Source organism: Lutibacter aestuarii (genome assembly GCF_042676885.1).
GTDB lineage: Bacteria > Bacteroidota > Bacteroidia > Flavobacteriales > Flavobacteriaceae > Lutibacter > Lutibacter aestuarii.
This window is the reverse complement of sequence record NZ_JBHTIC010000019.1, coordinates 39,789-63,093: the sequence shown is the minus strand read 5'-3', so window position 1 is coordinate 63,093 and position 23,305 is coordinate 39,789. Positions and strand designations below refer to the sequence as shown.

The 23,305-nt window shown below is 28.5% G+C and carries 21 protein-coding genes; 7 read left to right on the top strand and 14 right to left on the bottom strand.

What is annotated here, in order from left to right:
- The first annotated feature begins 416 nt into the window (after nucleotides 1-416).
- The 6 genes from ACFQZW_RS12250 to ACFQZW_RS12225 all read left to right on the top strand — a co-directional run bounded on the left by ACFQZW_RS12250 (nucleotide 417) and on the right by ACFQZW_RS12225 (nucleotide 4,043).
- The gene (locus ACFQZW_RS12250; RefSeq protein ID WP_386783352.1) at nucleotides 417-1,124 is read left to right on the top strand and encodes a CPBP family intramembrane glutamic endopeptidase; all 708 of its coding nucleotides are present in this window, start codon (nucleotides 417-419) and stop codon (nucleotides 1,122-1,124) included.
- 84 nt (nucleotides 1,125-1,208) lie between these two features.
- Nucleotides 1,209-1,436, top strand: a complete 228-nt coding sequence (locus ACFQZW_RS12245; protein ID WP_386783350.1) for a tryptophan-rich sensory protein — start codon at nucleotides 1,209-1,211, stop codon at nucleotides 1,434-1,436.
- A gap of 988 nt (nucleotides 1,437-2,424) precedes the next feature.
- Complete coding sequence (locus ACFQZW_RS12240; protein WP_386783348.1) at nucleotides 2,425-3,183, top strand: hypothetical protein; 759 nt, start codon at nucleotides 2,425-2,427, stop codon at nucleotides 3,181-3,183.
- A complete protein-coding gene (locus ACFQZW_RS12235; RefSeq protein ID WP_386783346.1) occupies nucleotides 3,183-3,605 on the top strand; it encodes a DUF5675 family protein in 423 nt (140 codons plus the stop codon). Before ACFQZW_RS12240 ends, ACFQZW_RS12235 begins: the two co-directional genes overlap by 1 nt.
- A 16-nt stretch (nucleotides 3,606-3,621) precedes the next feature.
- Complete coding sequence (locus ACFQZW_RS12230) at nucleotides 3,622-3,870, top strand: hypothetical protein (RefSeq protein ID WP_386783344.1); 249 nt, start codon at nucleotides 3,622-3,624, stop codon at nucleotides 3,868-3,870.
- Nucleotides 3,870-4,043, top strand: coding sequence for a hypothetical protein (locus ACFQZW_RS12225; RefSeq protein ID WP_386783342.1), 174 nt, complete (start codon nucleotides 3,870-3,872; stop codon nucleotides 4,041-4,043). Before ACFQZW_RS12230 ends, ACFQZW_RS12225 begins: the two co-directional genes overlap by 1 nt.
- 68 nt (nucleotides 4,044-4,111) lie before the next feature.
- Here ACFQZW_RS12225 and ACFQZW_RS12220 read toward each other — a convergent pair whose 3' ends face one another.
- Both ACFQZW_RS12220 and ACFQZW_RS12215 read right to left on the bottom strand, forming a co-directional pair.
- Nucleotides 4,112-5,125 (bottom strand): DUF2971 domain-containing protein, encoded by a 1,014-nt coding sequence (locus tag ACFQZW_RS12220; protein WP_386783340.1) that lies wholly within the window; start codon nucleotides 5,123-5,125, stop codon nucleotides 4,112-4,114.
- A 1-nt stretch (nucleotide 5,126) separates the two neighbouring features.
- On the bottom strand, nucleotides 5,127-5,627 hold the full coding sequence (locus ACFQZW_RS12215) for a toll/interleukin-1 receptor domain-containing protein (RefSeq protein WP_386783338.1): 501 nt from the start codon (nucleotides 5,625-5,627) through the stop codon (nucleotides 5,127-5,129).
- A gap of 454 nt (nucleotides 5,628-6,081) precedes the next feature.
- On the opposite strand from ACFQZW_RS12215, the gene ACFQZW_RS12210 reads away from it, so the two are divergent.
- Nucleotides 6,082-6,228, top strand: a complete 147-nt coding sequence (locus ACFQZW_RS12210) for a hypothetical protein (RefSeq protein ID WP_386783336.1) — start codon at nucleotides 6,082-6,084, stop codon at nucleotides 6,226-6,228.
- A gap of 317 nt (nucleotides 6,229-6,545) precedes the next feature.
- Here ACFQZW_RS12210 and ACFQZW_RS12205 read toward each other — a convergent pair whose 3' ends face one another.
- The 12 genes from ACFQZW_RS12205 to ACFQZW_RS12150 all read right to left on the bottom strand — a co-directional run bounded on the left by ACFQZW_RS12205 (nucleotide 6,546) and on the right by ACFQZW_RS12150 (nucleotide 23,287).
- The gene (locus ACFQZW_RS12205; RefSeq protein ID WP_386783333.1) at nucleotides 6,546-11,588 is read right to left on the bottom strand and encodes a hypothetical protein; all 5,043 of its coding nucleotides are present in this window, start codon (nucleotides 11,586-11,588) and stop codon (nucleotides 6,546-6,548) included.
- A 6-nt stretch (nucleotides 11,589-11,594) separates the two neighbouring features.
- The gene (locus tag ACFQZW_RS12200) at nucleotides 11,595-12,434 is read right to left on the bottom strand and encodes a nucleotidyl transferase AbiEii/AbiGii toxin family protein (protein ID WP_386783331.1); all 840 of its coding nucleotides are present in this window, start codon (nucleotides 12,432-12,434) and stop codon (nucleotides 11,595-11,597) included.
- Complete coding sequence (locus ACFQZW_RS12195) at nucleotides 12,409-13,407, bottom strand: type IV toxin-antitoxin system AbiEi family antitoxin (protein ID WP_386783329.1); 999 nt, start codon at nucleotides 13,405-13,407, stop codon at nucleotides 12,409-12,411. Before ACFQZW_RS12195 ends, ACFQZW_RS12200 begins: the two co-directional genes overlap by 26 nt.
- A gap of 170 nt (nucleotides 13,408-13,577) precedes the next feature.
- The gene (locus ACFQZW_RS12190; RefSeq protein WP_386783326.1) at nucleotides 13,578-14,183 is read right to left on the bottom strand and encodes an AAA family ATPase; all 606 of its coding nucleotides are present in this window, start codon (nucleotides 14,181-14,183) and stop codon (nucleotides 13,578-13,580) included.
- 73 nt (nucleotides 14,184-14,256) lie between these two features.
- Entirely contained in the window at nucleotides 14,257-15,072 is an 816-nt protein-coding gene (locus ACFQZW_RS12185) for a transcriptional regulator (RefSeq protein WP_386783324.1), read from the bottom strand.
- 35 nt (nucleotides 15,073-15,107) lie between these two features.
- On the bottom strand, nucleotides 15,108-15,386 hold the full coding sequence (locus ACFQZW_RS12180) for a helix-turn-helix domain-containing protein (RefSeq protein ID WP_386783322.1): 279 nt from the start codon (nucleotides 15,384-15,386) through the stop codon (nucleotides 15,108-15,110).
- A gap of 116 nt (nucleotides 15,387-15,502) precedes the next feature.
- Complete coding sequence (locus ACFQZW_RS12175; protein WP_386783320.1) at nucleotides 15,503-16,342, bottom strand: RteC domain-containing protein; 840 nt, start codon at nucleotides 16,340-16,342, stop codon at nucleotides 15,503-15,505.
- A 91-nt stretch (nucleotides 16,343-16,433) separates the two neighbouring features.
- Nucleotides 16,434-17,054, bottom strand: a complete 621-nt coding sequence (locus ACFQZW_RS12170; RefSeq protein WP_386783317.1) for a TetR/AcrR family transcriptional regulator — start codon at nucleotides 17,052-17,054, stop codon at nucleotides 16,434-16,436.
- A 3-nt stretch (nucleotides 17,055-17,057) separates the two neighbouring features.
- Nucleotides 17,058-17,822, bottom strand: a complete 765-nt coding sequence (locus tag ACFQZW_RS12165) for a patatin-like phospholipase family protein (protein WP_386783315.1) — start codon at nucleotides 17,820-17,822, stop codon at nucleotides 17,058-17,060.
- A gap of 93 nt (nucleotides 17,823-17,915) precedes the next feature.
- Complete coding sequence (locus tag ACFQZW_RS12160) at nucleotides 17,916-18,395, bottom strand: hypothetical protein (RefSeq protein WP_386783313.1); 480 nt, start codon at nucleotides 18,393-18,395, stop codon at nucleotides 17,916-17,918.
- A 138-nt stretch (nucleotides 18,396-18,533) separates the two neighbouring features.
- On the bottom strand, nucleotides 18,534-20,117 hold the full coding sequence (locus ACFQZW_RS12155) for an ArnT family glycosyltransferase (RefSeq protein WP_386783311.1): 1,584 nt from the start codon (nucleotides 20,115-20,117) through the stop codon (nucleotides 18,534-18,536).
- A gap of 14 nt (nucleotides 20,118-20,131) precedes the next feature.
- Complete coding sequence (locus tag ACFQZW_RS12150; RefSeq protein WP_386783309.1) at nucleotides 20,132-23,287, bottom strand: efflux RND transporter permease subunit; 3,156 nt, start codon at nucleotides 23,285-23,287, stop codon at nucleotides 20,132-20,134.
- Between the last annotated feature and the right edge of the window lie 18 nt (nucleotides 23,288-23,305).

Below are 23,305 nucleotides of genomic sequence, written 5' to 3'. Positions count from 1 at the left end.
GATAACATCAAAAAAGAGCAAATCTAGAAGGTAATAATGTATGATTAAAATTGTTGGATTTAGTAAAATAAAATATTTTTAAATCTTAAAAGTAGTACATTTAACAACCAAAAAATTGTGACATCTAAAAATAAATAACATAAAAATACACTTATTCTTAAATTAAAATAGGGGTAAACGTATAGGTAATGGAGAAACGTTTTAGAATATGAAAGAAATTACTAAATAACCAATGAATATTGGGAAATGGATGTATAAGTTTTTAGCTAACAACGAGTTTATTTCATTGCTTGTTAATACATTGAACGACAAGCCTCTGAAAACTCAAATGCAAAAGAATTTTAATTAACTTTGTGTTAAACCAATGCAACGAAATCAAATCTTAAACCATTAGTAATTTAAAACCAAACATGTAAATGATAGGAATTTTAGTAGCAATTGCCATTTCGTGGTTGCTTTTATATCTGATTGAAAAGAAGAGTATTTTAGCATTAGGATTACTTCCAATAGGAAAAAGATTGAAACAATTCTTAATCGGATTTTTAATTACTGGAATGCTTTGTGTTCTAGTTCAATATTTAGAATCATATCTAAAATCTTCGAATTGGGTTTTGAATAATGATATTACGAGCGTAATTATATTAAAATCATTTTGGTGGGATTTAAAATCTGTACTAATAGAAGAGCTGATTTTTCGTGGTGCATTGCTATACATTTTCATCCAAAAAATTGGCTCTAGAAAAGGTATTTTGATTTCCGCAATCGCATTCGGAATTTATCATTGGTTTTCATACGGAGTTTTAGGTAACGCAATGGCAATGATTTTAGTTTTTATTGGAACTGGGTTAATGGGGTACGCTTGGGCTTGGGCTTTTTCAAAAAGTAAATCAATAATGCTATCTTTCGGACTTCATTTAGGTTGGAATTTTATTTACAACACAATATTTTCAAAAGGCCCTTTGGGCGAATTATTTCTGATTTCAAGAGGAGGAAACGAGTTGACAGATTGGGCTTCATTATTGAATTTTATTAGTGGATTGGTTGTTGTTCCTGTTTTAGTACTTATTTATGTACGATATTTTGTAAAAAAAGAAACGGAAATAAAAACTGGTACAAAAAACTAGATGTACTGAGTATGTTCATTTGGTGAAGATAAATAATGAATGGAAAATAATAAATGTATTTTGGGATTTTGAAAGATAAAGATAATGAATTTAAAGAACCTTCTTTTATCTATTTCAATTTGTGTTGTATTTGCAATTATTGGAGGATTCTTAGCTGGGAATTCACTTGAGACTTGGTTTGCTGAAATCAGAAAACCTCGGTTTTCTCTTCCATTAAAAGGTTGGCATATAGTAGGCGTACTATATTACATAATGACTATTACAATTCTTTACCAACTTTTAATTTTGAAAGATGGGTTTCAAAAAAAATAGCGATTAGGTTGACTATTGTAATGAGTAATAAATATACAAAAAATATTTCAAATGCTATTAATCAAACTTGCTAAATATCAGTAGATTACATCAAATTCGGTTACCTTTTATGAAACTAAAAAAGATAACCGAATGAGTATCTTTTTTATTGGTTTTGGATGGTTTTATTTGAATAGTGTAGAAATTAAAAAACCCTGTAAACGTTTAATTTACAGGGTTTTAATAAGATTTGATAATCTATCAGCGGAGAAAGAGGGATTTGTATTACCTCTCTTAATATCAATGTTTATAAGGTTTTACTGTAAAATTGTTTTAATAGGTCATTAAATAGGTCACTATCAAAGGCGCATAAAGAACGTTAAATTGTATGTGTAAATATAGTTATAAATCATTGAAAATACAAGGGTTAAGACTAATATTTGAACTGCTAAATGAACCAGTTTGTTTTGTCTAAAAAGAGTTTGTTTAAGAAGCTTTATTCTTGGACTATTATCCAACTATCAGAGGGTTTACTTCTTCCAGTTTTAGCCCTGTATATTTGCAAAATTCGTCAATAGAAATAAATTGATGGTCTTGTTTTTTAAGGTGCTTTTTAATGTCAATTAAAAGTAATCGTGAATATCGATAACTTTTACCAGTTATTCTCTGAATATCTTTTGGATATATACATACTCTTTTTTGTACTAACTTCATACACTATCTATACTTTAAACTTGGCTTTGCTATACATTATTTTAGAATGTAATACAATTTAAATAAAAGTCTTTTCAAAGTTATTTAATATCAATTATCCTTTAGTAAGTAAAAATAGGTAAAAATGAACTTATTAGGCTGTAGTGGTTCTCTGAGATAGTGACTTCTTGTATTAATCAACTTTTAATTAAAGATTTGCTCTTGTAAATCGGTTTGTGATGCATCGTGATTTGATTTATACGGTTTGAAAGAGTGTACCTAAACATTCTAAGTGTATAATCAAAAATAAAAAATTATGGCAAGGCAAAAAGGCATAATTAAATTAAAAGGGACTATTGGAGATATTACCTTTTATAAAACCAAAGACGGGCATTTAGCACGTGAAAAAGGTGGTATTGATGCGAATAGAATTGCAACAGACCCTGCGTTTCAAAGAACACGTGAAAATGGTTCTGAATTTGGAAGAGCAGTTAAAGCAGGTAAAGTGTTACGAACTGCTTTAAGATTGCTGCTATTGAATGCTTCTGATAATAGAATGGTTAGCAGATTAACACAATCTATGGTAAAAGTGATTCAAGCGGACACGACCAGTGAACGCGGATTGCGTAACGTAATTGATGGTGAAGCAGAATTGCTTTTAGGTTTTGAATTTAATATTCGAGGTAAACTTGGAACAAGTTTATTTGCTCCTTATACTGGAGCAATTGATCGTGCTGCTGGAACTTTGAATATTGATATTCCTTCTTTTATTCCTTCAAATATGGTTGCAGCACCAAGTGGTACAACTCACTTTAAAGTGATTTCTGGAGGCGCTGAAATTGATTTTGAGGAAGAAACATCAATTGTAGAAACTTCAGAATCTGCAATTTTAACTTGGGATGCAACTGCTACAGCAGTAATCAACTTAAGTAATGCTGTTACTGCTAATAGTACTCATCCTTTGTTTTTAGCATTGGGAATTGAGTTTTATCAAGAAGTTAATGGACAAATGTATACACTTAAAAATGGTGCTTACAATCCTTTATCTATTGTAAAAGTTGATGGCGGTGTATAATGTTGTTAGTACTGCATAGAAACTATTTTCCTAATGGGACACAAGGAATTCTCAAATTTAATAGTAAAACTATTTGTTATACTATTGAATTACCTTGGTTAAAAAATCAATGTAGGGTTTCTTGTATTCCAGAGGGGGAATATATTTTACAAAAGCGATTCAGTAAACGATTCAATAAGCATATTTATATTAAAAATGTGCCAGGAAGAAATTTGATATTATTTCATCCTGCAAATGATGCTAAAAAAGAATTACAAGGTTGTATTGCTCCTGTAACAAATCATATTGGAATTGGTAAAGGTAATTATTCAAGAAATGCACTAAAGAAATTGACTGATTTGGTTTTTCCATTATTAGACAAGAATACACAAGTGAAATTGAAAATTATCTCAACCAATTCAGATTTAGAATTAGAAGTTTAATCTTAAAAATTATATTATGAATATAACAGAAAGGGCAAAGGCTAAAACCCCAAAATTTTTTAGAGTATTGAGAACCATAGGTTTATCATTGTTAGCAGTAAGCGGAAGTATTATTGCTGCTCCAATTGCTTTGCCTGCAAGTATTGTAACTATTGCAGGGTATGTTGCAGTTGCTGGTGGTGTTTTATCAGCAGTAAGTCAGGTAACAGTTGATGATGAAGTAAAAGAAAAGTTAAAAACAGAAGGTGAAATAAATTCAGAATAATGAAAACAAATATTTCACTTAAAGTTGGAACTGCATCAGGAACATTGTTGAGTATTAGTCCCAATATTTTTTCTGAAGATATTCTAAAAACTATTATTTTAGCAATTGTTGGAGCAACAGTCAGTTTTGCAGTTTCACTCTTTTTAAAATGGCTTACAAAATCTAGAAAATAAAATAGTTCGGTTTTAGTGTGGTAACTTTACCGAATGTAAAAAGTCCAATTTTATTGATTGGGCTTTTTTTATATTCTATATGGGACTTTAGATTGGTTTATTTCAATATTCTCAGAGTAGCCATTTTTCTTTAGGAACCCAATAATTGATTTTTTATTTAATTCAAAATCTAAAGAAGGTCCAATTATGAGTTTTTTGATTGGTAATAATTTTACTTTATGTTTAATTTTCTTAAGAGATACATCTATAGGTTCTTCTGGATAAGATTTTTTGCGAGATTCAAGTTCTTCTTGTAAATTAGTTTTTAAATGTAAAAAGGGTACTAGTAGATTATTACTACTTACTCTATAAGATAGTTCTCTCGCCTTGTTTATATCATTATCTATCGATAAATCAAAACGATATTCTCGTTCTTCTTTAAATGAACTATGTTTAAATTGACCTATGTATTTATTGAAAATTTCATTAGCTTCTTGAGCAATGACATCATAAAGATGTTCTTGGTTGATAGATTCTAATAAAGACAGTTTAGACTCATAAAAACTGACAGTTGTCTGAACAATTTTATCAACTGCTTGTTTTTGGGTTTGATCATTATATTCAATTAGCATACCAGATGCTTTTGGATTAAAAGCTTCAACTAAATTTTTTAAATCAAAACCAATTGCAATCCCTTTTCCGTCATCAGCATAAGCTCTCCATTGACTTAATAAATCACCTTCCAATGAAAAACAAGTTACAAAATGATAAGATTCAAGTTTGTTATCCAATTCTTTTCTAATCTCATTAATAATTTTTTTTTGATACTCATTTAAAATATTATAATTGGATATTGCAGATTTAAATAAATCTACCCCATAATGAAATTCTTTTTTATCATTTAGGTAAGCTGAATTACTTGAAAAAAAAGATTGATTTTCAATTATACCTTTCAAACCACTTAAATCAGTATAATGATATAAAATATTAAGTCTGTTAGATTTTTTATTAAAATTAAAGCTTTGTAATTCTTTTACGATTTTTTTTTCTAAATCAAGTTTTAATGCTTCAAAAGCAGGGTGTTTTTCAATATGATAAGCCATATTAATCTTTTTTGTTGCTAGTAAGAGCACCTATAAGTAAAATAGCAGCTCCAATTCCTAATAACACTTCTAAAGCACTTAAGCCTTCTTTTTTTTCTAAACTTTTTAGAGAAACTCTTTTAAATAAATCATTTTTAAACTTTTCAATACTATTCAAATCATAATCTTCAATGTACATTTCAATAGGTTTTCTTCCATTAAAATTTATATTCTTTCCATTATGAGATGAATAAATAACTATAATTTGATTATCCTGTTTTGATTTAAAGGCATAGTCAATTTCTTCTGTAACTGTTTCTGAAAGAAGAGAAGTTGAAAAAATAACAAACCAATTTGAAGAATCAATATTAGATTTAGTTTGTGGTGAGATTCTATTATGATAATTGCGTTCTGGTAAATAAATGAAATAACCATTTTGACGACCTTTATTATAAAGATCATTTGCCAGATTCCTTTCATTTTCAGAATCAGGATTATATGTTATATAAATATTATTTTGCATTACTTATTCCTTGATACAAATTTAAGAAATCTAAATTGATTTTTCTATGTAATTAGGAATCAATAATAATACCATCTTTTATTGTTATAATTTTAAAAGAAAAACAGAAAAAAGAAAGCGTATTATTTAGGAAGCGAGGAAATGCTGTCAAGGTTTTTGAGAAAAATACTACCAACACTCTAATTTTTAATTTTTAGTAATAGGACATTAGTTGGTGGAGATTTTTTTCAAAACCCATAGGGCTTGACCTTTATAGCATTAAAGGTTTGGATGAAGGGAGCGCATAGTATTGCATTCTTTTTTTGTTTTTATTCGTACTACTATTTTAATTTCTAGTCACTTTTGGGGTAAAGTGTTGTAGGTGGAAGTGATTATTGATGTTGTAGCTGTTGGAAAAGATAAAAAAAGGGCATTTTTTATGCTCTTTTTTTATGAGCGGTGTTGAGGTGGGTAAATGAAAAGAGTAATTCCTGATAAGGGGTTGTATGAATGTAGTTTACCTACCACAGACACAAGGCAAACATTAATAATTGCTGTAACCTACACCGATGAAAAGGGTGGTGGGGAAAGTGGGCTTTGGAATTTTACTATTAGTACTTAATTTTATTTTAGTACAGATGTGAGCGTTGAAATGTTGGCTATTTTGCATAATGGAGTTATGGTACAGAAAGTGAATGAATGCTACCATAACTACCCGTTATGTAAACATAGCTTTGGGGAGTTTTTGGTGTGAGCGTTGGAAACAGTTCTTTGCTTTTTTGTTTATCCAAATTACCATAAGCAATACTTTAAGCAAAACAAGCAATGTGCTGTGTGAGGGTTGGAAACCAAAAACTACAAGAGCGTTGGCGCGCGGAACAAACCAAAACACAGAGGGTTGTTGCGGTAGCAATAAACTGGGTTTAGGTTTGTGGGGATTTAAGCTGTTTTTTTATAAGTAATCACACACTCTCTAATTAAATAGGCTTCACAATATCCTAAATCAATCATCTTGTTCAATATATAAATAAAATTCTCTATTAAACTTTGACTTTCTTTAATTTCTTGTATATGGTTATTGAAAAGTACTTGAATCAATTTAACTGCATTTGATGTGTCTAAACTCTTGTAAATGCTATCATCCTCTTTTAAATTTTTCACTATTAAATTAATTCCTGATGGAAGAAAAACTTTTTCTCCAAAAGTGGAAAAAACAGGAATTATATGTGACAATGATTTAGTTTTAAAATAATCTATAAACTCATAATACTGGGTTTTATAATTGATAAAACCCTTCCAATTGTCTGATTTTATAGACCAATAATTTTCGTTAACATTTAACAAAAGTTCTTTTACAAAAAAATAATTACCTGATTGCTTAACTTTATTGAAAAGATATTTCCATAGTTCCCAAAAATGATTTCTATATCTTTCAACATCATTATCTTCGTTAATTAAATCGTCGAATCTTGTAACAGTTGTATTAAAAACACCTGTCATAAGTTCATACAAATCTTTAATACTATACGAATTCTTAAAGTCATTATTTAGAACCGGGTAGTATAATTTATCTATTAATAATTTGCTAAAATTTATATCATTAAGTAGAAGTACTTCATTAAAATAAAAACGTAAGTCAACAAGAATTGTGTGATTTGTTTTTCTTGATTTTTTTGAACGAGAATATGACAAATCATTTTCCAACTTTAAGTCTTCTAAAATTAATTCACACATTTTCAGAATATAATTTCGAAAGAATTCCCTATTTATATCTGAAGTTATGAGAAGTAAAGCATTGTTTAAAAAATGTGGCTCGTACAATTCATGAGATAAAGAATAAATTTCAGGTAAATCACTTGCATTTATTATACTTTCTATAAATTCAAATTCTTTTTCACTATATTCTTTTGTTTCTTGTTGGCTACGATAATGATTGATCCTATTTTCACTATAGAATTTCGCATATTTTATTAGTGAAATGATTAATTTTTGTGCTTTTTCCGGCAATTTCTTGCTAAAAGTATTTCTGAAATATTTTTGAAAATCTCTTATTTCGTGGTCGGCTAAATGACTAATTAATAAATATGTAATAAGAACGTCGAGCTCTTTCTCATCAATAATATTTTCTCTAAATTTATATAGTAAATGAATAGATTCAATTGTTAATTGCTTTTCTAATATATTGTATCCGTTTAAAATATTGAAACTACCTCTATCATTTGCTTCTTTTATAATATGTTCCAGTGCATCAATAATTGTATTAATGCAATACTCTTTCTGAGCTTTACTTAATTTTTCGTCAAATAATTCTAACCCAAAAACAGATAAAGTTACTGGTGAATCCCACATTGTATTCTCAATTTCATCTGAAGAAAAGTGTTTGAAAATAGTCTCCCATTCATCAAATGACATTTCAGATTTTTTTTCTTTAACCTGCCTTAATGAATGAGAATAGTGTAAAGAAAGATTATCATTTTCATTTTCTTTTGTAAAAGCTTCAACAGCATTAAAAATCGGTTCTGGATAGTTAACCTCTAACTGAAAAACCCCTTTTTCTTCATCAACAATAGATGCTTTGTATTTTCTCACATCCATTTCAGTAATAGCCTTTTCCCAAAAAATATCATCACCACAATTTTCATAAAAACCATCGAATATTACTTGTAATTCTTTATTAAGCAAACCACTATTTATTTGATAATGAAGTAAAAATTCTCGAAGACCGCGTTGATATTTTGTTCTGTGAGGAAGTCTATTAAACTCTCCTTTTTCTTTTTGGGCATAAGAAATTCTTTGATCATAAATTGCTGTAGCGGAATGTTCTCTTGTTGCTCTATGTGTATCCCATTCATAAAACTCTCTAACTCTTAAAATTGGTAAAATGGCATCACCAAAAGCTTTTGAATAAGCTATAAATACACTGGTTAAAACACTAATTATTGTAGCTGAATTTGAATTTTTTAATAAATAATTGGTTATTGTTTTTAGTAATTTGTTGTCAGGAACTTCAAATCGAGCAATTTCTAATAAATATTTTTCAAGGCTAATTAAAACAGATTCAAGCAAGTAATGAGTTACAGTTGTACCTCTATATGCGTTCCATAAATACTCATTTCCATAGAGTGCCTTTACATTACCATCATTTAACATCATTTTAATTTCCTTTAGTTCCTCTTTTACACTAAAATCAGATTCTTTATAAGATGATGTTATATAATTGGTGAACTCACAAATAAAAACTACAGCCTTTAAAGGATGATGTTTTAGTAAATTATAAACAAATGTTTTATAAATCCCAGACGGAAAAAAGTCGAATCTAGTCTTTGTTACACCCCAGGCATCTTCTCTTTCTTTACGTTCCGGAAAAGAAAATCCAAAAGGGCTTTCTCTTTTAGGTAGGCTTTCAGGTGGTATACGTTTCCAATGCTTATTTGCTATTTGGATTAATGTATCAGGTAGCTCTTTAATTAGTAAGCCATTTCCAACACCACCTATAGCCTTTTTAATTACCAATTCACTAAAACCTTTTAATCTTCCATACTCATCTGTATTTGAACTACATTCTTCAATGAATTTCTTTAATTCATCTTTACAATAAGACGCAAAACCAAAAAGCATATATACAAAGCTTGTCTTTTGATAGTCATTTTTTGATGAATAGCCCCAATGGTCACTTCCATCGTACATTTCTTTTACATAATGAAAAACCAATATATTTGCTGCTTCTATCTCTTTAATAGAACAAAGCTTAAATTGGAAAAGAAATTTATATTCCCAGTCCAGTAAAAAATTTGAAATAGACTTCCTTATACTTTCTATTTCTAAAATATTTGAAGATAAAAAGTATAACATTTCTTCCCAACAAGAACCTACAGGAAATAAAATGTCTTTAGAGTTTTCTTTGTTAAAACTATATTCCCTACAAGTAGTTCTTATAAGCAAAATGCACCTATTCAAAAATATACAATTGTTTTCCAATAATTTTAAAGAGAAATATTTGAAAAAAGAACTGCAATCATCTGACCTAAAAACAGCTGTAAGTATTTCATCTGTCCAATATGTAAGAATCGAGTCGTCTTCTAATGTTAAAGAAATTAAGTTTGCTACTGTATCAATATCATTAGTAAGTAATTCTTCAATCCATAACCTAAAAGCTCTTCGTAAAGCTGGTTGGTTACCAAGTTGATTAAATAAATCCGCTTTATTAGAAAGTTTATTTTCAATTGAGGTTATATATCTTATTAATGCCCAATCTTCTAAAATATCGTGAGAAGGGGAAAACTGAAATTTATTACCATTTCTAACTATTATATTATCACTTTCCAAAAGCTCTACCGTTTCATAATCTATTTTGTCATCTACAGGTTCAAAAAACAATCTCATATTAATTGCTCTTCCTACAGCTATGTGCATAAAAGTAATTCCTCTTTTTCTTGGAAGACCATTCTTTGATACAGTTGAATTTTCTATTACTTCATTCCATAATATCTCTTTAAACTCTGAATAACTAATATCACTCGATATGTTTTCGCTTTCTTTTATTGTACATACTGTAAAATCAAGATATTTAGGACTTCTTAAGACTTCATTTATTTTGCTGTTCGAAAGAAAATGGTTTAGTTGAGGAAATTCATTTCTTATTAGCTCTATTTCATCATCATTTAAAAGAGGTATATCGACAACATTTATCTTTTCAGAGTCAATACCGAACTTTTGCTTAATCACGTTAACCGCATAAGACCTACAGGTCATTAAAAGTTTTATACCCTTATTTTCAGAAATAATTGATAATAATTGTTTAAAAGCAGAATCGGGTTGTGCTTCCAATAATTTTTCTGCACTATCAATTACAATAATTTTATTTGGAAGTGTTGATATTAAACTAAATAAATCGATTAAATTATGGTTTATTCCAACTTCACTGAATACTTGAGCTAAAGAAGTCTTATTAAGTTGGTCTGCCTTAAAAATTATAGGAACTGTATCAGATAACTCTCCACTTAAAATGTCTTTTACAATCGAAGATTTGCCAACACCAGGATAACCTGTAATAATTGAAATATCTGATTGATTTAAAGATTGTATTATTGACCTTTTAACGGTTGCTCTATCTATATGAAAGCCTTTTATGGTGTTTTTGAATGGCTTTAAAAGTAGTTCTCCATCTTGGTGTATTTTTTTAAATGAAGAATAGGCGTCATAAGATATAGATAAATCAAAATACTTATATGGTTCAAAATTCTTTAAATCATCATTTGAAATACTACCTCCATTTCGATTATATGTAGCAACTTCGTTAAGAATCACACTCCAAATTTCTTTAGGGGTAGTTACTACATCTTTAGACTTTGATAATTGAATAAGATTAAGCGTATAGGTTTCATCCGTACTTGTTTCAGTAGTAAAATCATAAGCCAATAAATGAAAGCATTTTAAAAACTGAAATAATTCTTCTTCAGTAACAGTTTCTCCTTTTGCTAGTGATAGGCTTTCTTCAAAGATATCAAGAGTAAACTTTTTTATTTTTACCCTGTTAACTTCAGAGAAAAAATCTACTGAATTACTCTGTTTAGAAGCTATTTGGCATAAATAAACTATATGATTTTTATCATTATTAGTCAGACTGGATTTAATGAGAAACATTTTATCATTTTGTTTATCAAAATGACTGGTATTATTAAAATCGTCCCAAAAAGCTTTTATTACTTCTAAAAAAACTTCATTCTTTGATGAGATAGGGATGTTATACTTTATTTGAGAAATTATTCTTTTAGAAGTATTATCTTCTTCAACCTTTAAAAATAAGTCATCTGTTTGGTATCCCTTATTTTTATTTTGAAATCCAATTTCAATAATCTTACCATTAGGAAATGACGGAACAACACCATTAATCATCATTTGTAATAAAAATGATGACTGTACATAGTTTTCATAATTAAAACCACCACCGCCAGTTTGAAATACAGTTGCTTCTCCAGCCATTTTATTTTACTTTTCTATTAAACCTAATTTTAATTCTTCCAAAATTTGAACAGCATATTCTAAATCCCATTCTTTTTTGGTAACCCATTGTTTTGCTATTGCTGAATCTTTGGCATCTGTAATATTTTCGTTTAGAGTCTTTAAAATTCTATCATTAATAGCTCTAGAAACATTTAAAAACTGGCTTGCTTTTCTGCCTAATACTCTTGCTGCAATTTTGAGTTGGTCCAAGTCATCTTCTTCCGGAAAAGTATCGTTATGGTGTTCAACTATTTCATCAAAATTTAAGTCGAAATAATGTTCTATAATTTTTAAAATATCATACAAATCATTATCTCGTTCTTCAGGTCTATCACTCCAAGCAATTAGTTTTAAAATGACCATTCCCGGTAAGGATGGAATTTGTATTGACTTTTCTTCAATTTGGACTGTTTCCGGTTTCTGTAATACTTCGCTAAAGCCTAATACGTGTAAATCAGTATAGCGCTCATTAAAGTTTACTGTAAACTTTTCTTCAATTTCACCAAATGGTAGTAGGTCTATAACAATGTTAAAATTATCATTATACAATGTCCAAGGTGCTTCTACTTTATTAAATCCGTAGTTACTTAATTCTTCTACAATTGATTCAAACTCTTGTATTGAGGATATCATAATTGCAAAATCAATATCTTTTGTTCCTCTACTTGGTTTGATGCCCTCTTTTAGCAACTCTAAAGCTATCGCACTTGCTCCAATTAAATAATAAGGGACATTGAGTTTTAGCATTACTTCATCTATACAGTCAAAAACTTCTTTGAAGTAAGGGATGGCTAATTCTTTATATGTTTGGTTGGATGTATTCATCGAAAATTAATTTTGCTGTTTCTTTACTTCTTTTATCATCATTAATCATTAGATCAGTATATACTAATTCTTTTGGTGCTGTGTTATTATTAAAGTTAGTTTTCCAAAACCTTTCATATACCCAAATATTACCTCCGTTATCTGGCAATAATCTGTAATTTATCATTAAATCTTTTGTTGTTTCATTGGTGTACAAGGTGAATTTTTCCGGACGTAGGTGATTGGTTATAATATCTCCTGCAGGTTCGCCACCCCAAACGGTCTTTTCATTATTTAACTGTAATGTTCTCCAATCTTGGTTTTCATTTTGAAACCTAAAACGTTGCTTAAATATTGTAGGTTTTAAAGTTTGCTTAAACTCTGTAATCCACTTGTTTAGCAATTCTTTATAATTATTAATTACATATTCATTTTTATTTAGTTTTAAAATGAAATTATTATCCAATAAACCATTTATAATTAATGGGATGTTACCTAAAGCAACTTTAGTAATATCTGCAATATCACGTTGTGTTTGATTAATTAATTGTGGATTCAATAAGAAATGAAATACGACTTTTAATCCTGTTTTTGTAAAAGCTCGATTTCCTTTCTCTTTTTGATTTTTGGCTGTTTTATTGGTGTCTATATAAAGAAAAATATCATCTTTATTGATATATACATTACCATTACCTTCTAAATAATTTATATGATTTTCACGAAGTTCTTTTTTTACTTTTGGATATAATTTTTCTGCAACTAATAAAAAGTTTTGAAATTTTCTATTATAGTCAATAATATTAAATAATTGATGGTTTTTAACGTCTCTCTTGACCTCAACAAACATTTTAATTTTTAGATTATTTATTTTTATATCCAGCTCTCCATCAACTCCAATGTAATTATTGTAATTCATAGTTTTCCAGTTCCAAGTTAATGGAATCTCTTTTTCTAAGTTATGAATTGCTGTATTTAAAATATCTGCTTCGTTCATTTTAGTAAGTCTTTTTGTTCATTATTTCTATCTGTTCATTATTCGTGAACAATATCAAAACGTGAACAAATATAATAAAAGTAATTGAATTAAATACGTTACTAAAAAAAATAAATGAATGAGGGCGTATTTTGGTTTTCTTCACTCTCGTCTGAAATATGAAGGTAAACTTACCTACGTTTATCAACAGAAGTATTATTATAAGCGATTAAATTGAATAGTTCTCTCATTCTACTTCTTACTCTATTGCCATATTGTTGTTCTATTTCCGTTGCTGATAAATTGGTTGTGATATGTGTTATTAGTTTTTTATTGATAAATAGGTCGTAACGGCTAAGAATGATTTCAGCCATTACATTGCACTCATTACCAAAGTATTTTAAATTGCTTTCTGTTCCTAAATCATCAAAACAAATGGTGTTGTATTTAGGTTGGTATAATTTCCCTTTACTATATTTATGTACTACTTCATAACCATCTTGTATGAATTCGAAACTTACATCTCTGCAAGATTTTACATAATACTTTTCTTTTTCGGTAATATGTTTTATCAAAGTCATTAATGATGTTTTGCCACAACCTACAGGACCAGACAATAATATACCTTTCTCCAAATTAATATTAAGTTCATTGGCTCTTTTTTCATCTTTAATTGCGTAGACAATAAGCTTTTCAATAATACTTTCATCTTCTTTATAGATTTTGAAATGATTACCGAAAAGTTCTTGACCTTTAGTTTCTAGAGATTTGGTTATTTCTTGGTAATTATGATTCATTTTAGTTGATGAATTTGTTCTCGATACAATTTTGCAAAGCAAAATCACTCCTTTAGATTAGTAAAAGTAAATTTTATAATGGTTCGGAATAATTTTTATTAGTAGGGGAGTTGAGGTGCTTTGCTCGATTAGTCGGTGAAGTATCGGTGTTGTGTTTGAAATTTAAACTATTTAGTATCCAATTTCCTGCAGCAGCTCTCCAATCGACCATTTTGGTTTTACCACCTACTAACCAACCATTACTGGAAAAATAATTGTAAAACTTTTGAGCTTCTATATCCGGATGGTTTTGTTCTTGGAAATACTTTTTCACTTCTTCTATAGTTGGCTTCTCGATTGCACTCGGAGTGACACTATTTTTCTTTTTTTGGCGCAACTTTTTTTCTTCATTCTCTTTTTTTAAACCTAAGCTTTTATTTTCAAAATTTTGTGATTGCTCTTCCAAGTTTAAAATGTTTAAAGTGTTTGTATTGTTTATACTGTTTATAGAAGATACCAGTGCTTGTTCAGTAGTTGTATCCTGCTTATTCAAAACCTGTTTATTAACTGGTAAAATTTTTTTATTCTTGATTTCTTTTTTTTGAACAGGTTTTAAGTCTTCTGAAAAATTGAACATAAATACCATACTGCCTTTAAATGGATTATAAGATGGTTCGTATTTAAGATATCCCTTATCGTTTAATTCACGAATACATTTATGATAGGTTGCTTTAGAGCATATTTTACTAATTCGCATTACCTCGTCTCTAGTAATACTAATTGGGTTTTTAAATCGATTAACATTCCAATATTGAAATAAACCTAAGTATAAACTTATATGGGTAGGATTTAAACTAGAATCTTTGATGATGCGGTCAAAGAAACCTGTTAAGTGTTTTATGTAATTCATAAGCTCCTCTTACTCCCCAATGGGTAGAATTTGTTTTATAATGAGTTATTGATTTTATTTTTTTCTAATACTTTTTGAATATCATCATAGGCATAAAAGATGATACTACCAACTTTGGTATAGGTAAGCGTACCGTTGATGCGTAGGTTTTGTAAGGTACCGGAAGATATTTTTAATAACTTTCGAACTTCATTAGATTTAAGCCATTGCTTTTCAGTATAACCTGCCTGATGTGTAATGATTGCTTTTATACTGTTGAGAAGTTCTATTCTAAACTTATGTAAATCTTCTCTTGTAATTAGTTCTACTTCCATAACTTATGTTTTATATTGTTATGGTACAAATTTGTGAAGTTTGATTTGGTTTATTTCACAATACAACCCGAAGTTGTGAGTGTTTTTTATTTAAATAGCTGTAAAATAGAACTTTATTAAGAATCGTCAGTGTTATCCATTCTTTTAATAAGGTTTTCTTTTAAAGAAGTTATAAATTTTGTTCTGTCGCCTTTACGCATTCTTATCTCGAGAAAAGCCCTATGGTACTGACCTAAATTAATATCAAACATATATTCTAAATATGAAGCAATATCTTTTAAATCAGAAGCACCATTGTTAAAAACACCTTCTGAATGTAAAGCATATAGGAGTTCTACTAAAGAGACTTTTGATGCAGTCCAAATTTGCTTTATCTTCGGATTAACTTGTGATTTTCCTGTTTGAATATTATTTTTCATTTCTAATAATTTATCTTCTAAAAAGACCTGTAATAAATCGTGCGCCATAATTTTAGAAACTTTAAAGCTATGTGCTGTTACAAAATTTGTATCTGACTCGAAGTAAAACGAATCTAGACTGAATTTTATATCAAATTTTCCACGAACAAAATATTTATAATCAAGATAATTGTTTCCTGTTCTGAAATAGCGATAAAATTCGAGTTCGTTATCAAAAAACAATTTCAATTTATGTAGTTCTAATTTGTAATATTTTTTAACTACACGTTGGCCACCGTGTGGTTTTTTTGTTTCAATTTTATAAATTTTATTATAATAAATTAGTTTTGAAACAAATTGAGGCTTTAAATCTTTAAAAAAATGAATTTCTTCATCTTGAGATTTAAATTGTCTCTTTTGAACATGCTTTTTAAGATTTTCTAGTGATTTTAGTATTATTTCAATAGCTTTTTCACATTTTATAATAGTATCATCAATTTCTAAATCTATAAAGTTGAGTTGTTCATTAAGTTGATTTAATAAGTCTGTAATTTTCAATATAGTTAATTTATAGCAATTTTAAATATTAGATAAATGAAAAATATTTATCAAGGGTTTTCTTTAATGGTTTTTAAAAGGATTGTTGTTTTTAAATATTATTGTTAATTGTTGTATTTATTTTATGTAATTCTTTTAACCCTTTTACGGAAACTAAGCGGTATAAGAAAAGCGAGTTAAGAAAAGTTATGGAATTTTTATTGGATTCTGAATTAGAGAAAAATTCATCTGAAAAAATAATTTTGGCAATAGAATCAAAAGAATCACATATTTCATCAGCATTTAAATCCTTTTTATAAAGACCTTCTTGTATTCCACGGTTTATGTTTTCTTTTACAAATGGGGTTACTATAGCATTTTTAAATTTTAGTACTTCAATAAGATTTACTGAATGAAATTTTTTTAGTTCTTTCCCAAAAGTTGGAGAAATAGTTTGTGAAATTGTACTTATATAATTAAAGAAATAGATTAATTCTTCTAATGCATGTTTTCTTTTAGCTTTATTTTCTAAGATAAAAATTTTAAGTTTTTCAACTTGAGATTTGATAATATGATGCAGTAGGTCACTTTTATTTTCAAAAAATTTGTAGATTGTTTTTTTGGAAATACCACATTTTTCGGCAATATCATCCATAGTAATATGTTGAATGCCATAGGCAAAGAATAATTCTATAGATTTTTCTATGATAATATTTTTTTTAGAGCGATTCATAGATCAATTATTTAATAGGGCAAATAATTCATTATCAAAACTTTTGGCATAGGCATATCCAATGTCATAAATTTCATCCATTTTATTAAAATCGAACATTTTGTAATTTTTTCGGTTTAGGGGTTCCATATAGATATGGCATATATTTTTTTTGTCTTCAGAGTTCTTATTTATTGCAATTTGAATAGAGCGTTCTATCATTCTTTGATAACTTGCTTTACCTTCCATTTTAAAAACAGAATTTACATTAATGCCAATTATCTTATCGCATTTATCTTTTATAAGGTCAACAGGTAAATTATTTAATAAGCCACCATCTGAAAGTAATTTTCCGTTGTGTAAAACAGGATGAAAAATAAGGGGTACAGCGCAAGAAGATTTAACAGCTAAGGCAATAGACCCTTCTTTAAAAGTTACCAATTTGGCATTTGTAATATCTGTAGCAGTAATATAAATAGGGATTTTTAATTTTTTAATATTATCATGTGGAATATATTTTTTTATAATATTAGAAAATACATCAGGAGAAAATAATCCACCGCCATGTAAAAACAATCCACTACGGCTGAAAAAGTTTTCTTTTTTACCAATTTCAAAAATTTCTTTAGGGCTATATTCAGCGGCATAAAATGCAGCAATTAATGAACCGGCACTAGTGCCAGACATTACAGTAGGTTTGATTCCAATTTCAGTTAAATATTGCAATATACCTAAATGTGCAATACCCTTTATACCACCTCCGGAAAATGTTATACCTATATTACTCATAGTTAATGTTTTAAATTAATAATCGGTTTTACCAATTGATAGTAAATATTTTATTACTTTTAAATCTATAATTTAGATTTGTAATAAAAACTCTCATTTAAGAGCTTTATTAATTCTCTTTTTTAGTTTATTTTCTATATTGTTAGTTCTTCCTTTCTTTTTATAAATTATTTTCCCTTTTTTGTTTAATACAATATACATTGGAAACACTTTGTACATACTTATTTGATAAGTGTTAAAAATTCTATTATTTTCATTCTCTGATAGAAAATTTAAATATTTATTTTTTAGCAGATTTATCTTACAATTATTCAAATTATCATCAGTTATTACAATAAAGACGATATTTTTATTTTTATAACTTTTAGCTAAGTCATTTAATTTTTGAATAGTATTAGAATCTACAGTATCTATAATACTGAAAACAACTATATAACCTTTAGGGGTATTAGTTAACTGATATCTATCATTTGAGAATGATGATGTTAAATTTTTGTTTTGTCCTATCAAATTCGCATTAAAAACAAAAATTATTAAAACATAGATTATATTTAAATTATACTTTAATCCCATATTATTTCATATCACTTGTATTTGAGTACGCTTTTTTACATATGTATATATAGTACTATGGTTTGTTTTCTATTTACATTTAAAATGTTGATTTTTAGTTTTTCTATTTTTTAATACATTTTTTAAAGTAAAATTGAATTAATATTTTGCTATCACATTTTTAAGACTGTTTATTTTGGGCATTCTATTTAAAAGATAGATATAATATGTTTTAATTATTTTCCCTTTATAAAAGATATGGTAATTGGTTGAGTAGATAATACTGTTTCTATCAATTAAAAAATTTATTTCTTCACTTGATTCTATAGGGGAATTTTTGACTAATACAATTTGTTTATCATCAAAACCTGAAGTTGGGATGCCCCATACATCAAATTGATTCATTCTTCTTCCAGAATAAGGTAAACAATATGTTTTAGGATTTCCAGGACTGTAAAATGATAACTGACTGGCAATTTGGTATTTATCAGATAATATAATATATCCATTACCATTAGTTTTGATTTTCATTTCGTTATTAACAAAATTTGTAAGATTTTTCCAATCAACTAATTTTCCATAAGGGTCAATTTTAGCCGGAATAATTTTAGAAAATTTAGGTGTGTGAGTTTCTAAAACGGGTTGTAGTAATAATAAAACAAGTAGTAAAGAAGTAAAAGCAATATAGTTTCTTGATAAGGTATTATTAAGTATTTCAGATTCCCAAATAGCTTTAAAAAGGATAATATATAAAGGAATGTAGGAGAAGATAAGCCAGTTAATTTGCACCCTTTTTATTAAAGCAATAGCAGTGAATATTATATAAATAAAAATCATTTTGTAAATAATGAATTGCTCAAAATCACCTTTTAAATAAGAGCCAATTTTGTATTTTTTCCAGAAAAAGAGTAAAAATAAAAGCGGAAGATTCAATAAAAGCTGACCACCAAAAAACTCCAATTCATAATTAATAGTTTTATGAAGGCTAACAAATTTTCTTCCATAACCTGCTAAATTTGAAATGTGAAATAAACCAATCATATTGTTATTAATATTCCAAATTAACACAGGGCTAAAAATTATGATGGCTATTAGTAAAGAAATATAGAAGCTCTTTTGTTTCAGCAAATACTTCTTTTTAAACAGCAGGTATAAAAAAGAAAAAGGAATAAAGAAAAGTAAAGCGTATTTGGCCATACTTCCAATGCCAATTGTTATTCCTGTTAAAATCCAATATTTCAAAGAGTTACTTTCAATAGCTTTCCAAAAGAAATAACAAGTAAGTAGCCAAAATAAAGAGACTAAAACATCAGTAGTAAAAAACATAGATATATAATGGTACGCAGGTAATAACAATAATGCCGCTGCAATAAAAAAAGCCAGTTTTTTAGATTTGTACAGTTTATTTGAAATATAGTAAGTTGTTAAGCCTATTATACTTCCTATAATAATAGCATTTAAGCGTACAGCCCAAGCATGATTTCCAAATATTAAACTACTTATACCGTTGATATAGGCTATAAGAGGTGGTTTAGAATAGTACGACCAATCAGGGTATTTAGACCATAACCAGTATTGAGCTTCTTCAGGATCTAGATCTATTCCACCAACTAAAACAAAAAGAAATCTAAGAATGCCAACAACTATAAATAAAATAATAACATGTTTCCATCCATATAAGGAGTTATTATATGATTGCTTTTTAAGAATATTGCCATTTATTATTTCTTGAATAAAAAACATAGGTTAAATTCATATTACCAGTGATCTTCATTTAATTCAATATGTTCATAATCAGCTAACATTTCTTTTTCGTAATCAATTTTTTCATTTTTAGTAAACTTATTAGTAAGACTATCAAATACTGCATATACTACCGGAACAATAATCAGAGTTAAAAAAAGTGAGCTTAATAACCCTCCAATTATAACCCAAGCCAAACCATTGTTTAGTTCAGCAGCAGCACCTTTTGCTAGTGCAATAGGTACCATACCTGCAACCATTGCTATAGTTGTCATTAAAATTGGTCTAAGACGTGCATGATTTGCTTGCACTAATGCGTTAAAAGTATTTTCTCCTTCTTCTTTTCTATGGTTTGTAAAATCTACAAGTAAAATAGCGTTTTTACTTACTAATCCAATAAGCATAATAATACCCATAATGGTAAATACGTTTAATGAATTATTAGTTAACCCTAAGGCTAGTAATGCCCCTATAAAAGATAATGGGACAGAAAATAATACCACAAACGGATGAACAAAGCTATCGTAAAGAGCTACCATTACCAAGTAAACCAAAATTATAGCAGTAACTAATGCTATCCCAAGACTCCCAAACCCCTCACTTTGGTTTTCCATATCTCCACTCCATACATAATTAACACCTTTAGGTCTTGGTATTTTGGAAAATTCACTTTCCCATTCTGAAGAAATTGAACCTGCAGGGCGCCCAATAGTTTGACCTTGTATTGTTACTGAAGCGCTTTTGTCTCTTCTTTCCAATACACTTGGACCTGAACTTTCTTTAACCGTTGCAAATTGAAAAAGTTTTATTTGCTCTCCTTTATTATTAGTGAAAGTAATATTTTTTACATCATTAATGTTTGACTTGCTGTAATCACCATATTTAAGATTGATGTCATACTCATAGTCACCAGCTCTAAATTTTACATCATCATTACCATTTAAAGCTATTTGCATAGTTTTTCCAACATTTAAAAGAGAAAGCCCTAAAGCTGTAATTTTGTCACGATCGACTTGTACTAAAATTTCGGGATTTCCTGTTTCTACTGAAAGTTTTATTTCTGTTGCACCTTTAATTTTTTGAAGTTCATCTGCAGCTTTATTTGCGAAAACTAATGCACTATCTAAGGTATTACCTCTAACAACCAAAGCTAAAGGTGCATTTTCAGCCGATCCCAGTAGGCCAACAGGCACTGTCTTTACTTTAGCACCAACAAGTATTTTTTGAAGTTCTCTTTTTATTTTAGCAGCATACACATAAGTATTATCATCACGGTCATCTTTATCTACGAGCTTAACATCTATTTCTGATTTATATATGGTGGCCTGTGTTGAAGCTACTCCGTCGCTACTTTGACCTACAGTAGTTACTAAATTTACAACTTCCTTTTTTTGTTTTAGGTATTGTTCTGCTTTTTGGGTTACTAAATTTGTTTTTTCAAGTGTAGCATCTTTAGGTAATTCTAATTGTACTAAAAATTGACCACGATCGGCATTTGGAAAGAAATCGGTTCCAATATAACCTGCCGGAATTAATATTATTGAAGCAATAAAAAGAATTAGTACAATAAATATTGTTTTAAGTTTGTTGGTTAAAGACCATTTTAAAATTGTTGTAATGAAATCAGTAAAATTGCTAAGACCTTCTTCAAATTTTAAAATGATTTTCCCAAATATGGTTTTCCCAGTAATACGCTCTAATTTTCCAAATCTTGAAGATAACCAAGGAACAATTGTAAATGATGCGAGTAATGAAAATAGTGTAGCTATAATTACTGTTACACAAAATTCTTTGATTATATCAGTAACCAATCCGCTACTTAGCGCTATTGGTAAAAATACCACTACAATTACCAATGTAATAGCAGTAACTGTAAATCCAATTTCCTTTGTAGCATCATAGGAGGCACGAATACGACTTTTGCCCATTTCCATATGACGATATATATTTTCTAATACCACAATAGCATCATCAACTAAAATACCAACAACAAGTGATAACGCTAACAAACTCATTAAATTCAGTGTAAAACCAAAAAGAAAAATACCAATAAAAGTTGCTATTAATGAGGCAGGGATAGAAACCATTACAATTAATGAATTTCTGATACTATGTAAAAAGAACAACATAACAAAAGCGACTAACACAACAGCTAAAAACAAATCTTTAATAACCGAGTTTGCAGCAGTTAAAGTAAATTCAGATGTGTCATTAGCAATATCTAGCTTTAAGTCGATATCTGAATATTCGTTTTCTAATTGTGATTTTACCTCCCAAATACCTTCACTTACAGCTACAGCATTTGCATCAGATTGTTTTATTACTTGAACCAAAATTGCAGGTTTCTGGTTAATCCTTGCAACTTTCTCCGCTTCTTTTTGAGTATCTTCAATATTAGCTACATCAGATAGTCTTACCTGAATACCATTTTCAGATGAAATAACAAGATTTTTCAAGTCATCAACAGTTTTGTATTTCCCTGCCAATCTTACAATCATTGTTTCATTTCTTGTTTTTATATTCCCAGTAGGGAAGTCTAGATTTGAACTAGCTATAGCCTGTTGAACTTGAGAAATTGATAGATTATAAGCATTCAGTAGATTTGGATTTATGGCCACTAGAATTTCTCTTTCTTTACCACCAACTAAATTAACCCTTGCTACCCCATTAACTCTTGAAAGTACAGGCTGAATTTTTTTATCCATCAAATCAAAAAATGTTATATCATTCATATTAGCAGTAGCTCCCATAGAAATTATTGGAAGATCACTTAAGGAGAACTTATCCAATGATGGTGGGTCAATATCTTCTGGTAAATCTTTTAATATGGTATTAATTTTCCTTTGTGCATCATTAAGTGAATAGTTTACATCAGCCTTTGTTGTTAGAGTTATTGTAACAATAGATACGCTTTCAAAAGATTTTGACTCTAGTTTTTTAATGTTTTCCATTGAAGATACTGCATCTTCAATTTTTCTTGTAACTGTACTTTCAACTTCACTTGGTGATGCTCCAGGGTAAGTTGTAGTTACTGAGATTACATTTACGGTAAATTTAGGTATTAAATCGTATCCTAGTTGAGTATAACTGAATAAGCCACCTAGTATTAACACAGTAAATACCACTATAACAATACTTGGGCGTTTTATTGAAATTTCTGCTATTTTCAAAATATTTTTTTTAAATTA